Origin of the sequence: Rhodococcus sp. BE178, assembly GCF_050433545.1 — a bacterium.
Classification (GTDB): Bacteria; Actinomycetota; Actinomycetes; order Mycobacteriales; family Mycobacteriaceae; genus Prescottella.
In genome coordinates, this window is sequence record NZ_JBNPXA010000014.1 from 18,506 (window position 1) to 30,326 (window position 11,821).

13 protein-coding genes are annotated in these 11,821 nt (G+C 69.4%); 5 read left to right on the forward strand and 8 right to left on the reverse strand.

Going from position 1 to position 11,821, the window contains the following annotated elements; genetic code table 11:
* Positions 1 to 15 precede the first annotated feature (15 nt).
* Genes pcaD through pcaH form a run of 4 tightly spaced genes read right to left on the reverse strand, consistent with a single transcriptional unit; the run spans position 16 to position 3,931 of the window.
* A complete protein-coding gene (gene pcaD, locus J2X34_RS21395) occupies positions 16 to 1,203 on the reverse strand; it encodes a 3-oxoadipate enol-lactonase (protein WP_429519709.1) in 1,188 nt (395 codons plus the stop codon).
* Entirely contained in the window at positions 1,200 to 2,558 is a 1,359-nt protein-coding gene (pcaB, locus tag J2X34_RS21400; RefSeq protein ID WP_429519711.1) for a 3-carboxy-cis,cis-muconate cycloisomerase, read from the reverse strand. The genes pcaD and pcaB overlap by 4 nt, the downstream gene beginning before the upstream one ends.
* A 13-nt stretch (positions 2,559 to 2,571) precedes the next feature.
* A complete protein-coding gene (gene pcaG, locus J2X34_RS21405; RefSeq protein WP_429519712.1) occupies positions 2,572 to 3,216 on the reverse strand; it encodes a protocatechuate 3,4-dioxygenase subunit alpha in 645 nt (214 codons plus the stop codon).
* Positions 3,209 to 3,931, reverse strand: a complete 723-nt coding sequence (gene pcaH / locus J2X34_RS21410; RefSeq protein ID WP_114721911.1) for a protocatechuate 3,4-dioxygenase subunit beta — start codon at positions 3,929 to 3,931, stop codon at positions 3,209 to 3,211. The genes pcaG and pcaH overlap by 8 nt, the downstream gene beginning before the upstream one ends.
* A 185-nt stretch (positions 3,932 to 4,116) precedes the next feature.
* On the opposite strand from pcaH, the gene J2X34_RS21415 reads away from it, so the two are divergent.
* Positions 4,117 to 4,863, forward strand: a complete 747-nt coding sequence (locus tag J2X34_RS21415; protein WP_114722007.1) for a CoA transferase subunit A — start codon at positions 4,117 to 4,119, stop codon at positions 4,861 to 4,863.
* Complete coding sequence (locus tag J2X34_RS21420) at positions 4,860 to 5,507, forward strand: CoA transferase subunit B (RefSeq protein ID WP_114721912.1); 648 nt, start codon at positions 4,860 to 4,862, stop codon at positions 5,505 to 5,507. Before J2X34_RS21415 ends, J2X34_RS21420 begins: the two co-directional genes overlap by 4 nt.
* Positions 5,508 to 5,532: 25 nt before the next feature.
* Here the strand turns inward: J2X34_RS21420 and J2X34_RS21425 are convergent, their stop codons facing one another.
* The 3 genes from J2X34_RS21425 to cofD are packed head-to-tail and all read right to left on the reverse strand — an operon-like array spanning position 5,533 to position 8,468.
* Complete coding sequence (locus J2X34_RS21425) at positions 5,533 to 6,090, reverse strand: NUDIX hydrolase (RefSeq protein ID WP_114721913.1); 558 nt, start codon at positions 6,088 to 6,090, stop codon at positions 5,533 to 5,535.
* A complete protein-coding gene (locus J2X34_RS21430; RefSeq protein WP_258557877.1) occupies positions 6,091 to 7,467 on the reverse strand; it encodes a coenzyme F420-0:L-glutamate ligase in 1,377 nt (458 codons plus the stop codon). It abuts the gene before it with no gap.
* Entirely contained in the window at positions 7,464 to 8,468 is a 1,005-nt protein-coding gene (gene cofD / locus J2X34_RS21435; protein ID WP_114721914.1) for a 2-phospho-L-lactate transferase, read from the reverse strand. Before cofD ends, J2X34_RS21430 begins: the two co-directional genes overlap by 4 nt.
* Positions 8,469 to 8,933: 465 nt before the next feature.
* Here cofD and J2X34_RS21440 point away from each other — a divergent pair, with 465 nt between their 5' ends.
* Complete coding sequence (locus J2X34_RS21440; protein WP_174914882.1) at positions 8,934 to 9,167, forward strand: WhiB family transcriptional regulator; 234 nt, start codon at positions 8,934 to 8,936, stop codon at positions 9,165 to 9,167.
* Positions 9,168 to 9,174: 7 nt separating this feature from the next.
* Here the strand turns inward: J2X34_RS21440 and J2X34_RS21445 are convergent, their stop codons facing one another.
* Positions 9,175 to 9,666, reverse strand: coding sequence for a metallopeptidase family protein (locus J2X34_RS21445; RefSeq protein WP_114721916.1), 492 nt, complete (start codon positions 9,664 to 9,666; stop codon positions 9,175 to 9,177).
* Between the two features lie 131 nt (positions 9,667 to 9,797).
* Here J2X34_RS21445 and J2X34_RS21450 point away from each other — a divergent pair, with 131 nt between their 5' ends.
* A complete protein-coding gene (locus J2X34_RS21450; RefSeq protein ID WP_429519716.1) occupies positions 9,798 to 10,196 on the forward strand; it encodes a DUF3499 domain-containing protein in 399 nt (132 codons plus the stop codon).
* A 209-nt stretch (positions 10,197 to 10,405) separates the two neighbouring features.
* A complete protein-coding gene (locus tag J2X34_RS21455) occupies positions 10,406 to 11,788 on the forward strand; it encodes a phosphomannomutase/phosphoglucomutase (RefSeq protein ID WP_114721918.1) in 1,383 nt (460 codons plus the stop codon).
* The last annotated feature ends 33 nt before the right edge of the window (positions 11,789 to 11,821 follow it).

The following is an 11,821-nucleotide window of genomic DNA, read 5'->3' on the forward strand; positions in this document are numbered from 1 at the left end:
TCGAGTTGCTCACTGTCAGGTACTCCCCTCGGTGGCACCCGCCAGGTCGGCGAGGGCCTGCTTGCCGAGCGCGAAGGCCCGGTTGCTGTTCGGCACACCCGCGTACACCGCGGTATGGAGGAATACTTCCACGAGCAGGTCCGGGTCCATGCCCGCGCGCAGCGCGGCCCGGATGTGCATGTCGAGTTCGTGTTCGTTGCCGACCGCGGTGAGGATCGCCATCGTCAGCAGGCGGCGGGTGGGGTGGTCGAGGCCGTCGCGGGCCCAGATGTCGCCCCACGCGGTGCGGGTGATGAAGTCCTGGAACGGGTCGGTGAACGCGGTGCTGCCCGCGATCGCGCGGTCCACGTGCGCGTCGCCGAGGACCGAGCGGCGCACCGACATTCCGACGTCGTGCACCGCGCGGCGGGCCACACCCACCGGCGTCGAGCCCGCGACGTGCGCCTCGATCAGCCGGGTCACGGCGCCGGCCTGCTCGACGTTCGCGAGATGCGCGCCGGGGGACACGACGTGGAGTTCGGCACCGGCGATGCCGTCGGCGATCGACTGCAGCGCCGACGGCGGCGTCGGGCCGTCCTGCCCCGCGGCGATCACGAGCGTGGGCGCGACGATCCGGGCGAGGTCGGCGCGGCCGTCCCACGAGGACAGCGCCTCGCAGCACGCGGCGTAGCCCTCGTTCGTGGTACCGGAGACCATCGTGACGTGGCGGGACACGAGCTCCGGATCACGCTGCGCCAGTTCGGGGGTGAACCAGCGTCCGACGACGGACTCGGCGATGGATGCGACGCCGTCGGCGCGGACGGCGGCCGCGCGATCGAGCCACGGCTGGGCCGGGGCGAACTGCGCGGCCGTGCACATCACCGTGAGCGTCTGTACGCGCTGCGGGTGGTGCGCCGCCAGCCACTGTCCGACGGCCCCGCCGAGGGACAGGCCCACGAAGTGCACCGCGTCCAGGCCGAGCGTGTCGAGCAGTGCGATGACGTCGCCGCCGAGATCGGCCATCGTGTACGGGCCCGCGGGAGCGGGGGAGCCGCCGTGGCCGCGGTGGTCGACCGCGATCACGTGGGCGCGGCTCGACAGCGCACGGATCTGGGGATCCCACATGTGCAGGTCCGAGCCCAGCGAACCGAGCAGCAGGACCGGCGGGGCGGCGGGGTCGCCGTGTAGTTCGTAGTGCAGGGCGCAGGGCCCGTCCTGGGTCATACGAGTCCTCCGAAGGTTCGGTCGGTCTGTGTGGTCCGGGCGGCGAGCGCACGGTCGACGAGGTCGTCGGCGTGGCCGAGGTAGTTCGACGGATCCAGCAGGTCGCGCAGTTCGTCGGCGGACAGGTGGGCCGTGATCTGGGGCGCCCGGTCGAGCGGGACTCCGGAAGCCGCTGCGGCGGTGACGATGTCGCGCGCCGAGTCGGTGTGCGCGGACAGTGCTCCGGTGACCCGTTCGGCGAGGATGAGCCCGCCGGTGATATCGAGGTTGTGTGCCATCGCGTCGCCGTGGACGCGTAGTCCGCCGAGGCTCGAGGCCAGCCGATGCGCTGCCCCGCCGGTGAGACGCAGCAGATCGGTGAGCGTCTCCCATTCGGCGTGCCACGCGCCCGCGGCCCGCGCGAACTCGTGGTCCATCGACGACAGGACCGTCGCGACCAGTCCCGGCACCCGCCGGGCGGCGGCGCGAGCCGTGATCGCGGCGACCGGGTTCTGCTTGTGCGGCATGGCAGACGAGCCTCCCGGTGCGTCCTCGGCGACCTCGCCGAACTCGGTCGAGGCCATCGCGGTGATATCGGTGGCGGGCTTGGAGATCGCTCCCGCGGCGACGCCGAGCGCGGACGCCAGGGCAGCGATCGGGGTCCGGGTGGTGTGCCACGGAACGACCTGCCGCGCCAGGCCCAGTTCGTCCGCGAGGGCCTCGGCCATCGCGAGACCGTGGGGGTGGACGGCCGCGAGAGTGCCCGCCGCACCGCCGAACTGGACGGGCAGCGCGGACAGGGCGCGCTCGAGCTGCGCGGTCGCGTCGTCGAGGCCGGTGAACCAGGACACCGCGAGCGCGCCGAACGTGGTCGGCAGGGCTTGCTGCCCGAGCGTGCGCGCCACCATCGGTGTGTCGCGGTGCGCTCGCGCGAGTTCGGCACCGGCGTTCGCCGCCGCCTGCAGATCGGCGAGCACCCGACGGCCCGCCCTGCGCGACAACAGCATCAGCGCCGAGTCCATGACGTCCTGGCTGGTGGCGCCCACGTGCACGGCCGAGGCCGGAACCCCCTCGGCGGCACAGGCCGCCCGGAGGAGGCGGACCAGTGGGATCACGGGATTGCCGCCGGCGGCGGATCTGCGGCCGAGGTCGGCGATGTCGATCCCGTCCGGCGCGCCGAGCGCCGCGGCGACGGAGGTGACCGTCGCCGCGTGCTCGGCCGACACCAGTCCGACGGTCGCGGCCGCCCGGGTCAGGGCGGCCTCGACCTGGAGCAGCGCCACAACCCAGGCGTGGTCCGAGATCTCCTCGGCGAGAGCGGGCTCGCCGCCGGCACCGAAGAGGGGATCGAACAGTTCACCGCGGGTGTGGGTCACGAAATGCTCCTGGTCACAGCTCGAAGAACGGCGTCTCGACGCCGTCGGGATCGCTGTCCTGAACATAGACCGTGAGGCTGTAGCCGTCGTCGGTCTTGCGCGCGATCAGCTTCGGCCGCTGCGACTCGGGCAGTGACGTCAGGACCGGGTCGACGGCGTGCGTGTCGGTGTCCTCCGGGAAGTACAGCCGGGTGTACAGGCGCTCGAGCATGCCGCGGGCGAACACGCCCACGTTGACGTGCGGGGCCTCGACGGTGTCGTTCTCGGCGGGCAGCGGTCCCGGCTTGACGGTGTGGATCGCTGCGGTGCCCGTCTCGTCGGCCCCGGCACGGCCGAAGCCCCGAAATCCCGCCGGAACCGGCTCGGCAGCGCCGCGCGGATCGTCGGCGTGGGCGAAGCGGCCCACGGCGTCGGCCTGCCAGGTCTCGATCATCGCGTCGGCGACCGGCACGCGATCACCGTCGATGACGGTGATGCGCAGCGTGATCCGGCCGGGTGCGCCCTCGGGCGCGGCGTCCGGGCCGTCCGCCCACGGGAGACCGATGTGCCAGTACGGGCCCACCGTCTGCGACGGGGTGACGCCGAACTCGGCGGTGGTGAAGTCGCCCGGGGTGACGTCGTAGATCGGTGCGGTGTTCTTGGGGGCGGTGTCAGTCATCGTGATCCTCGTCGTCCTCGAACGGGGTGGCGTCGCGTCCGCGCAGGACGATGTCGAAACGGAAGCCCAGGGCCCAGTCGGCCACGGTCGCGTCGTAGTCGAAGACGCTGACCATCCGGTGCCGGGCGGCGGCGGGGACCGCGTTGTAGATCGGGTCCTGGAAGAACAGCGGATCGTCCGGGAAGTACATCTGCGTCACGAGGCGCTGCGTGAACGCCTGACCGAACAGCGAGAAGTGGATGTGCGACGGCCGCCACGCGTTGTCGTGGTTGCGCCAGGGGTACGCGCCCGGCTTGATCGTGGTGAAGGTGTAGTGGCCGTCGGCGTCGGTGACGCAGCGGCCGATGCCGTCGAAGTGGGGGTCGAGCGGCGCGGGCCAGTTGTCGCCGATGTGCCGGTAGCGGCCGCCCGCGTTGGCCTGCCACACCTCGAGCAGCGTGTTCGGGACGGGCTTGCCGTTGCTGTCGAGCACCCGACCGTGCACGACGATCCGCTGGCCCTGGGCCTCGCCGCCGTTCGCGATCGTCAGGTCGGCGTCGCCGGGCTGCACGCGGTCCTCGCCGAACACCGGTCCGGTGAGCTCGCCCAGTCGCTGCGGTAGCAGCTTCAGCGGCTGCCGGGGGCTGCGGAGCCCGGTGGTCTTGTAGTCCGCGAAGTCCGGCGGGGCATTCACGCCGGTGCTGACCGGCCGATATTGCGGGGGCAGATGAAGCATGTGACGACCTCGTAGTGGGGGCGGTGGGTGAGGGGGAATCGAGATTGTTCGCTAGGTGGACATCAGGACGCTATGCGAACACGCTAGTGGCTTTCTGTGGCGCAATCAATGATCCGCCGCGCTCGTGTTCGTTATGCGGACAGTGGTTCACAATACGCACTAGTCGTCGTATGCTGGCCTGCATGATGGACAAAGTCATTGCCACAGCGGCCGAGGCCGTCGCAGACGTGCCGGACGGCGCGACGATCGCCGTCGGTGGATTCGGTCTGGTCGGAGTGCCGGAGATCCTCATCAACGCGCTGCTGGAGCAGGGCGCCACGGATCTCGAGACGGTGAGCAACAACTGTGGCACCGACGGCTTCGGCCTCGGTGTGCTGCTCGAGAAGGGCCGTATCCGCCGGACCATCAGCTCGTACGTGGGCGACAACAAGGAGTTCGCGAGGCAGTACCTCTCGGGCGAGCTCGAGGTGGAGCTGACGCCGCAGGGCACGCTCGCCGAGCGGCTGCGCGCCGGCGGCGCCGGCATCCCCGCGTTCTTCACCCCGGCCGGCGTCGGCACCCAGGTCGCCGAGGGCGGGCTGCCCCGCCGCTACGACGGCAACGGCGGGATCGCCGTCGCGAGCCCGGTCAAGGAGACCCGCGAGTTCGACGGGCAGACCTACGTGATGGAACGCGGCATCGCCGCCGACTACGCCCTCGTCCACGCATGGAAGGGCGACCGCCACGGCAACCTCGTGTTCCGCCGCAGCGCCCGCAACTTCAACCCCCCGGCCGCCGCGTCGGGCCGGATCACCATCGCGCAGGTCGAGCACCTCGTCGAGCCCGGCGAGCTGGACCCGGACCAGATCCACACCCCGGGCATCCACGTGCAGCGCGTCGTGCACGTGGGCAAGGTCACTGTCGGAATCGAGAAGCGAACGGTACGAGCATGACTCAGGCTATTGCGCAGAAGCTGACCCGCGAGCAGATGGCGGCGCGGGTCGCCCAGGAACTCGCCGACGGCCAGTACGTCAACCTCGGCATCGGCATGCCGACGCTGGTGCCGAACTACATCCCCGAGGACATCACCGTCGTCCTGCACTCCGAGAACGGTGTGCTCGGCGTGGGGCCGTACCCCACCGAGGACGAACTGGACCCCGAGCTCATCAACGCCGGCAAGGAGACCATCACGGTCCTGCCGGGCGCGTCGTACTTCGACTCGTCGCAGTCGTTCGGCATGATCCGCGGCGGTCAGGTGGACGTCGCCGTCCTCGGCGCGATGCAGGTCAGCGCCAAGGGTGATCTCGCCAACTGGATGATCCCCGGCCACATGGTCAAGGGCATGGGCGGCGCGATGGACCTCGTCCACGGCGCCAAGCGCGTCATCGTGATGATGGAGCACGTGTCCAAGAAGGGCGAGTCGAAGATCCTCGACGAATGCACCCTGCCGCTCACCGGCAAGGCGTGCGTGCAGCGGATCATCACTGACATGGCCGTCCTCGACGTCACCGACGAGGGCCTGCGCCTGGTCGAGACCGCCCCCGGCATCAGCGTCGACGAAGTCGTCGCCGCGACCGCCGCGAAGCTGCTGGTCTAGCTTCACCGCCGGCCGGCGGACGGGCTCAACGCCCGTCCGCCAACCGGACCAGGTGGTCGATCGTCTCCTTCTCGGCCCCCTCGGGCAGGTCGGCCACCGGCCACCACCGCAGATCCTGCGACTCGTCGCTGATCACGGCCGGCACCGCCGAGGCGGGCCCGGGCGCCCGGACCAGGAACCGCAGGTCCAGGTGGCGCGTCGGAACACCCAGCGAGCACGTGATGGGGTGCGTGTGCGCCGACAGCAACCGCGGATCGATCCGTAGCCCCTCGATCCCCGACTCCTCGCGTGCCTCCCGCAGCGCCGAGTCGACGACGGTGCCGTCCCCGGGCTCGCAGTGCCCGCCCAGCTGGATCCACCGGCCCACCCTCGGGTGCAGCGTCAGCAGGACGTGGGAGCCGTCCTCGTCCAACACCAGCGACGAGGCCGTGATGTGCCCGGGCACATGCGAACGCAGGCAACCGTCGGGTGCGGAATCGAGGAACGCGAGCATCGTGTGCCGCAGCGACTCCGCATCGTCGGAATCGGTGTCCCAGTTCCAGAGTGAGTCCACCGCCGACGCGTGCAGTGACTGTGCCGACATCTACAGCTCCAGCAGCGCGTCGCCGGGCGCGACGGGGTCGCGCGGCGTGAGCGCCTCGAGGGGATGTCCGACGGCGATCGCACCCAGCGGCTGCCAGTCGTCCGGCAGACCGAGCTCGGTCCGGACCGTGTCGGCCGCGAAGATCGTCGACCCGATCCAGCAGCTCCCGACGCCGCGGGTCGCGAGCGAGACGAGCAGACCCTGCACGGCCGCGCCGACCGCGACGGTGAACATCGTCGACTCGGCCCGGGTGCGCCGCTCATCCGGGTAGTCGTGCGCACCGTCCGGCACACAGAACGGGATCACGACCTCGGGGGCGCGGAAGAGGATGTCGCCCCGGCCCACTCGACGCTCGATCCGCTCGGCGCTCATCCCGTCGGCGGCGAGGTCGTCCCGCCAGCGCTGCTGCATGGCGTCGAGCACACGCTTGCGGGTCTCGGGTGTGCGCAGCCACACGAACCGTACCGGACGCGTGTGATGCGGCGCGGGCGCCGTGAGTGCCTCGGCGACCGACTCGCGCAGCACCTCGGGGTCCACCGGCTCCTCGGAGAACGCGCGCACCGACCGTCGCAGCAGCAGTGCCTCGCGGCGGCCCTGTTCCATCGACTCCTCAGTGCCGAGCCAGAACAGGTCCTCCGGACCGCGGCGGATCAGCTTGTCGGCGACGGAACCGTCGTCGTCGAGCCTGATCCCACGGACCACCGCGACCGGCATGCCGCCGAGCTTGCCTTTCACGAGGTCGCCCGCGGCCGCGATCTCGTCGGCCACCGCGACCTCGGTGACCATCAATTCGTTGCCCTGACCGTCGACCGCGCCGGCATACGCGTGCAGGACCGGGACTCCCGACGCGCCGATCGCGACGTCGATCTGGCCGATCCGCCACGCGCGACCCATCGTGTCCGTCACGACCACCGCGACGTCGACACCGAGGCGGTCCCGGATCTGCTCGCGCAGCCTCCGGGCGCTTCCGTCCGGATCCTCCGGCAGCAGGGCGAGTTCCGCGCCGTCGACGTTCGATCCGTCGATCCCCGACGCGGCCTGCACGATGCCCAACCGGTTCTCGGTGATGAGCGTGCGTCCCTTGCGGGCCACCACCCGCACCGCCTCCTGGTCGACCAGACGTCGACGCGCGGCGTCTCGTTCCTCGGGGTCGGTGGGCGACGCGACGATCCGGCCCTCGACCTTCGAGAAGACCTTGCTCGTGACGACGAGGACATCGCCGTCGGCCAACCACGGTGCCGCGCCGACGATCGCCGCGGCCAGGTCGTCGCCCGGACGGAACTCGGGCAGCCCGGGGACCGGCAGGATCTCGATCGCGCGCCCCGCCCCGTGATCACGCACCGTCACGAGTTCACTACCGCGACACTCGTCGTTCACAAGTTCACTCCGGCCAGGTCGAATGCGGCACGGACCATCTCGGCGGTCGCATCGGGATCGGTCATGAGCAGCGGGACGCTGCGCACCTCGACACCGGGCACGTCGGCCTCGTCGGTGGAGTGGATCAGCCAGCCGTCGAGGATGCCCGTGCCGGACCGCGCGCCGTAGTGGCGGCCGATCGCCTCCGCCGAGGTCTCGACTCCGATCACCTCGAGGCACTCATCGGCCATGCCGCGCAACGGCTTTCCGCCGATGATGGGGGAGAGGCCGACAACCTTGGCCTTCGTGGTCCGCAGCGCGCCGCGGATGCCGGGCACCGCCAGGATGGCGCCGATGCTGACGACCGGATTCGACGGTGCGAGCAGCACGACGTCCGCGGACTCGATCGCCTCGAGGACTCCGGGAGCCGGTTTCGCCTGTTCCGCACCGACATACGCGAAACTGTGCGTGGGAACCTGTGCGCGGTAACGGACCCACCACTCCTGGAAGTGGATCGCTCGCTGCTGCTCGCCGGTGGGGTTTTCGGGATCGGTTACGACGACATGTGTTTCGCTGCGATCGTCCGACACGGGCAACAGGGCCACGCCGGGCTTCCAGCGGTTGCACAGGGCCTCGGTGACCGCCGAGAGCGGGTAGCCGGCGCGCAGCATCTGACTGCGGATGAGGTGTGTCGCGATGTCCCGGTCGCCCAGGCCGAACCAATCCGGCTGCGCACCGTACGCCGCGAGTTCCTCTTTCGCATTCCAAGTTTCGCCGATGTGGCCCCATCCGCGCTCGGGATCGATGCCGCCGCCGAGGGTGTACATGCAGGTGTCGAGGTCCGGGCAGATGCGCAGGCCGTGCATCCACACGTCGTCTCCGACATTGACCACCGCGGTGATCCGATGGTCGTTCGCAGGGCCGGAATTCGCGTCTCCGGTGTCGAGGCCGCCGAGCAGACTTCGAACTCCCTGGAGGAAACGGGCCCCTCCGACGCCGCCAACCAATACAGTCACGTTCACAACTCGAAGCCTATGCGGTCCCGCCGCGTGCTGGTCGACGCCGTCTCATCGGCCGGGTTGTACCACGCTGTGCGACGGGCGGCGGATGGTAAACGACTTTTCGGTTTCAGCTTGACCCGACACGCCAGGGCATGTCTAATCACATGTATGTCATTCCAAGTTCGAGGGGCGAGTTCACTTGGAGCGGCCCTCGACTCGAACCATCGTTCGGGCGGTTGTCAGGACGGGTGTCGGGGTGGGAACGACAGCACGGAATTCGAGATCAATCGACATTTTCTGCGCTAATACAGGTGAGGAGGCGGAGCGATGCCCTATCAGCAATACGAGTTCGAAACTCCTCTGAGCGTGGTCGGCGACGAACCGCGGACCGATTCCGAAGCGGGCGCAGCAGTAGGCGTCAGCTACGACGAGTTCGAGCTCGGAGTGACAGTGCCGCAGCTCAGTCTGATCCCAGGTTTCGACGAGATGTTCGACTCCATCGAGGATCAGTGGCAGGACCGCGCGCTGTGCGCGCAGACCGATCCCGAGGCGTTCTTCCCTGAAAAGGGTGGATCCACCCGCGAGGCCAAGCGCATCTGCATGGGGTGCGAGGTGCGCGGGGAATGCCTCGAGTACGCGCTCGCCAATGACGAGCGATTCGGCATCTGGGGTGGGCTCTCCGAGCGGGAGCGCCGGCGCCTCAAGCGCGGAATCGTCTAGTTCGTCACTACTCGTCGGCCTCCGGGAGATCGGGGTCGACAACGTCGGGGTCGACCCCGAGATACGTCGACACCTGCTCCACGAGCACGTCGTGAACCAGATCCTCGAGGTCGTGAGGATCCTTGGCGCGCAACTCGATCGGGCGCCGGAACAGCACGATACGTGCCCGCGTCGCGGTCCCGTGACGATCGATGCCGGCCGGAATGAGCCGCGACAGCGGCACCGGACCGTCCGCCACCACCTCCGGCGGCCAGTTCACCGAATCCGGATCGATCGCGCGTATCCGTGGCACGTCGTCCACCGCAATGTCGAGCTTCGTCAAGCGATCGTGCCAACGCGCGTCGATGGGCTCGAACGCGCCCAGAACCAGCTGATCGAACTTCTCTGCGCGCGTCCGCGCCGCCGGTAGATCCGGCGGAAACAATGGACCGCGGATTCCGCGACCTCGCCGCGCGACCGAACGTGACGTCAGCGGGCGGGGACGACGAGCTCTGGCCATGAAGGGGACATTACAGCGGTGCCCCGACATCCCCACCGCGTCACGTTCCGGCCCGCCCTCCGCATCACGTCTCGGTCGCGTCGGTGTGTCCGAGTAGGCCAACCGGACACATGGGGTTAGTCTCCTTCCTTGTGAGATCACTGCGTCGATGCTGCCGGCCTGGGTGCAAGAACCCTGCTGTCGCGACCTTGACGTACGTCTACTCCGATTCGACCGCTGTGGTCGGCCCGTTGGCCACCGTCGCCGAGCCCCATTCGTGGGATCTGTGCGAGACCCACGCATCGCGGATAACCGCCCCCAAGGGCTGGGAACTCGTGCGGTACGAGGGCGGATTCTCCTCCAGCACACCCGACGAGGACGACCTCACCGCGCTTGCGGAAGCGGTCCGGGAGGCCGGCCTCGGCGAGCGTCCCCGCAACGACGGATCCGCATCCGATCCGCGCTCCGGCGCAGCCTCTCCGTCGGCACCGCCCACCGCCCGCACCGGGCGTCGCGGGCACCTCCGGGTCTTACCCGACCCCGCGAACTGATCGGTTCCATCGGGGCTTCGGCCCGTGCCTGATCTGTCCTTTTCCTGCTCGACCTCGGCCGACGTATCCGGACATCTCGCTCAGGAAGCGCGGTTGGCCTGCTCCCCACTAGGCTCTGTGGGACGGCCAAGTCGAACCAACTCGGTCGGCGAACAAACCTCAGTGGACGAACTATGTGTCGCATCTACGAAAAGCAGGAGTAACCAGAAGTGGCTCGATCTGTCGAATCCGTGAATGCCGTGATCAAGGCCTACGACGTCCGTGGCGTCGTGGGAGAACAGATCGATACAGACTTCGTGCGTGACGTGGGCGCCTCGTTCGCCCGACTGGTGCGTGACGAGCAGTCCGGTGCCGAGGCCGTGACCCGGGTCGCGATCGGCCACGACATGCGTGAGTCGTCACCCGAACTGTCCCGTGCCTTCGCGGAGGGCGTCGTCGCGCAGGGCCTCGACGTGATCCACATCGGCCTGGCGTCCACCGACCAGCTGTACTTCGCGTCCGGAATCCTCGACTGCCCGGGTGCGATGTTCACCGCGAGCCACAACCCCGCCAAGTACAACGGCATCAAGCTGTGCCGCGCCGGTGCCAAGCCCGTCGGCCAGGACACCGGCCTCGGCGTGATCACGCGCGAGGTCGCCGAGGGCGTCCCCGCGTACGACGGTCCGGTCGGACAGGTCTCCGAGGAGGAGCTCCTCGACCAGTACGCCAGTTTTGTCCGCGGCCTGGTCGACCTTGCCGAGCTGCGGCCGCTGAAGATCGCCGTCGACGCCGGCAACGGCATGGGCGGACACACCGTCCCGGCCGTCTTCGGGCCGATGCCCGTCACCGTGCTTCCGCTGTACTTCGAGCTCGACGGCAGCTTCCCCAACCACGAGGCCAACCCCCTCGATCCCGCCAACCTGGTGGATCTGCAGGAACACGTGCGTGCCACGGGCGCGGACATCGGTCTGGCCTTCGACGGCGACGCCGACCGCTGCTTCGTCGTCGACGAGAAGGGCAACCCGGTCTCGCCGTCCGCGGTGACCGCGCTCGTCGCCGACCGCGAGCTCGCGAAGGAGCCCGGGGCCACGGTGATCCACAACCTGATCACGTCCCGTTTCGTGCCGGAACTGGTCGAGAAGCTCGGCGGCACCGCCGTGCGCACCCGCGTCGGTCACTCCTTCATCAAGCAGCAGATGGCCGAGACGGGTGCGGTGTTCGGCGGCGAGCACTCCGCCCACTACTACTTCCGTGACTTCTGGGGCGCCGATTCGGGCATGCTGGCGGCCCTGCACGTACTGGCGGCCCTCGGCGAACAGGATCGTCCGCTGTCGGAGCTGATGCAGTCGTACGAGGCCTACGCCGCGTCCGGGGAGATCAACTCGACGGTCGCCGACGCCGCCGAACGGACGGCCGCCGTCGTCGACCTCTTCGCGGACCGGACCGTCTCCGTCGATCGCCTGGACGGCGTCACGGTCGACCTCGGCGACGGGGCATGGTTCAACCTGCGCGCGTCCAACACCGAGCCGCTGCTGCGCCTCAACGTCGAGGCGCGCACGTCGGCCGATGTCGATGCTCTCGTTGCCGAGATCCTCGGAGCAGTCCGCGCCTAGTCATCGAATTGCTGGGATACTCGAGGCACCTGA

Bases quoted from the DNA above. Each gene is read 5' to 3' on its own strand.
- pcaD (WP_429519709.1), bottom strand. From the start codon at position 1,203: ATGACCCAGGACGGGCCCTGCGCCCTGCACTACGAACTACACGGCGAC.
- pcaG (WP_429519712.1), bottom strand. From the start codon at position 3,216: ATGACTGACACCGCCCCCAAGAACACCGCACCGATCTACGACGTCACC.
- pcaH (WP_114721911.1), bottom strand. From the start codon at position 3,931: ATGCTTCATCTGCCCCCGCAATATCGGCCGGTCAGCACCGGCGTGAAT.
- J2X34_RS21415 (WP_114722007.1), top strand. From the start codon at position 4,117: ATGGACAAAGTCATTGCCACAGCGGCCGAGGCCGTCGCAGACGTGCCG.
- J2X34_RS21420 (WP_114721912.1), top strand. From the start codon at position 4,860: ATGACTCAGGCTATTGCGCAGAAGCTGACCCGCGAGCAGATGGCGGCG.
- J2X34_RS21425 (WP_114721913.1), bottom strand. From the start codon at position 6,090: ATGTCGGCACAGTCACTGCACGCGTCGGCGGTGGACTCACTCTGGAAC.
- J2X34_RS21440 (WP_174914882.1), top strand. From the start codon at position 8,934: ATGTTCGACTCCATCGAGGATCAGTGGCAGGACCGCGCGCTGTGCGCG.
- J2X34_RS21445 (WP_114721916.1), bottom strand. From the start codon at position 9,666: ATGGCCAGAGCTCGTCGTCCCCGCCCGCTGACGTCACGTTCGGTCGCG.